This window comes from Streptomyces sp. NTH33, assembly GCF_003236365.1.
Classification (GTDB): Bacteria; Actinomycetota; Actinomycetes; order Streptomycetales; family Streptomycetaceae; genus Streptomyces.
Window position 1 is genome coordinate 1 of sequence record NZ_POTZ01000740.1, and the last position, 2,222, is coordinate 2,222.

The window sequence follows — 2,222 nt, forward strand, 5'->3', positions numbered from 1 at the left end:
GTGCGCGGGGTGGGCGGCGGTGGGGTGTGCATGCCTTGCGTATGTCTCTCTGTGGGTTCACTGGTCGGAGGCGTCGGACCTGTCGACGCCGTCCCAGACGTTGGCGTACCAGGGGCGGCGGGCCGCGCCCTGCTCGGCGCGGGACCGCTTGGCCGGGCCCGGTTCGATCATGACGTAGCCGGTCTCCCCGGGTCTCACGTAGTGCAGCCGCTGCCGGATCTGCTGCTCGGCGTAGGCGTCGTCCTGCCAGCGTGCCTTGAGGTCGCGCAGTTGTTCCACCCGCTCCTGGGCCTGCCGCTTCTGCCGCTTGAGGTCGGCGATGTCGGCGCGCTGGGAGACGTACTGCCGCATCGGGTACGCCAGGGCGACCACCAGCGAGCACACCACCAGCGCGAGCAGCGCCGCGCGGCCGGTGAGCCGGGAGCGGCGGGCCTGGCGCCGGGTCTGCGAACGGTAGACGCGGGCCGCGGTCTGCTCGCCGAGCAGTCTGAGCCTGGTCGCGGTGGAGAACCGGTCCCGGTCCTTGACGGCCATCGTCCCCGCCTCCCGTTCGTGCCGTTCACGCCGCCCACACGTGCGTACGTCCCCGCACACGGTACGGGACCGGGTACGGGGACGTACGTGCGACGGGCGAAGCCTTGCCTCTTTGCGGGTCAGGCCTTGCTGTGCCTACTGGTTCGCAGAGCGAAACCGGGGGAACGCGCTGCGGCCCGCGTACACCGCCGCGTCGTCGAGGATCTCCTCGATGCGCAGCAGCTGGTTGTACTTGGCGACGCGCTCGGAGCGGGCCGGGGCGCCGGTCTTGATCTGGCCGCAGTTGGTGGCGACGGCCAGGTCGGCGATGGTGACGTCCTCGGTCTCGCCGGAGCGGTGGGACATCATGCACTTGAAGCCGTTGCGCTGGGCCAGCTCGACGGCGTCCAGGGTCTCGGTCAGCGAGCCGATCTGGTTGACCTTGACCAGCAGGGCGTTGGCGATGCCCTCCTCGATGCCGCGGGCCAGGCGCTCGGGGTTGGTGACGAACAGGTCGTCGCCGACGAGCTGGACCTTGTCGCCGAGCTTGTCGGTGATGATCTTCCAGCCGGCCCAGTCGTCCTCGAACAGCGGGTCCTCGATGGAGACGAGCGGGTAGGCGGCCACCAGCTCCTCGTAGTACTCGGTCATCTCCGCCGCCGAGCGCTCCTTGCCCTCGAAGACGTACGTGCCGTCCTTGTAGAACTCGGAGGCGGCGACGTCGAGCGCGAGGGCGATCTGCTCGCCGGGGGTGTAGCCGGCCTCCTTGATCGCCTCGAGGATGAGGTCCAGGGCCTCGCGGTTGGAGCCGAGGTTCGGGGCGAAGCCGCCCTCGTCGCCGAGGCCGGTGGACAGGCCCTTGCTCTTCAGGACCTTCTTCAGGGTGTGGTAGACCTCGGTGCCCCAGCGCAGGGCCTCGGAGAAGGACTCGGCGCCGATCGGGGCGATCATGAACTCCTGGATGTCCACGTTGGAGTCGGCGTGCGAGCCGCCGTTCAGGATGTTCATCATCGGCACCGGCAGCAGGTGCGCGTTGGGACCGCCCAGGTAGCGGAAGAGCGGCAGGTCGGACGCCTCGGCGGCGGCGTGGGCGACGGCGAGGGAGACGCCGAGGATGGCGTTGGCGCCCAGCGAGCCCTTGTTGTCGGTGGCGTCCAGGTCGAACATGGCCTGGTCGATCAGGCGCTGCTCGGTGGCGTCGTAGCCGACGAGCTCCGGGCCGATCTGCTCGATCACGGCGAGGACGGCCTTCTCGACGCCCTTGCCCTGGTAGCGGTCCGGGTCACCGTCGCGGAGCTCGATGGCCTCGAAGGCGCCGGTGGAGGCGCCGGACGGGACGGCGGCACGACCCGTGCTGCCGTCGTCGAGGCCGACCTCGACCTCGACCGTGGGGTTGCCTCGGGAGTCCAGGATTTCCCGGGCTACGACGACGTCGATGGACGGCACGAGCATCTCCTTCGTGGATGTGACGCTTGAAGTGCGGGGCGGGTGAGCCTTGCGTCTAGAGCCTAACCGTCCGGGGTCGTCGGCCGACCGACCGACCGTCCCGCGGACGGGGTGGGACAGGCTGACGCTACCCTTTGTTTCTATTCGGAACAAAGAAGCGGAACAAAGAAGAACAAAGAAGAAGAAGCGGAACGAAGAACCGGAGCGGGGAAAGAGCCCCGCCCCGGTGCGCGCGAGACACGCACCGGGGCGGGGCTCTTTCC

2 protein-coding genes are annotated in these 2,222 nt (G+C 69.3%); both read right to left on the reverse strand.

Annotation, left to right across the window (positions count from 1 at the left end; genetic code table 11):
• Positions 1–57 precede the first annotated feature (57 nt).
• Positions 58–534 carry an FtsB family cell division protein gene (locus tag C1I97_RS35700; protein ID WP_111007089.1) on the reverse strand — a complete coding sequence of 159 codons (477 nt, stop codon included), beginning with the start codon at positions 532–534 and terminating at the stop codon, positions 58–60.
• 135 nt (positions 535–669) lie between these two features.
• Complete coding sequence (gene eno, locus C1I97_RS35705) at positions 670–1,959, reverse strand: phosphopyruvate hydratase (RefSeq protein ID WP_111007090.1); 1,290 nt, start codon at positions 1,957–1,959, stop codon at positions 670–672.
• Positions 1,960–2,222 lie beyond the last annotated feature (263 nt).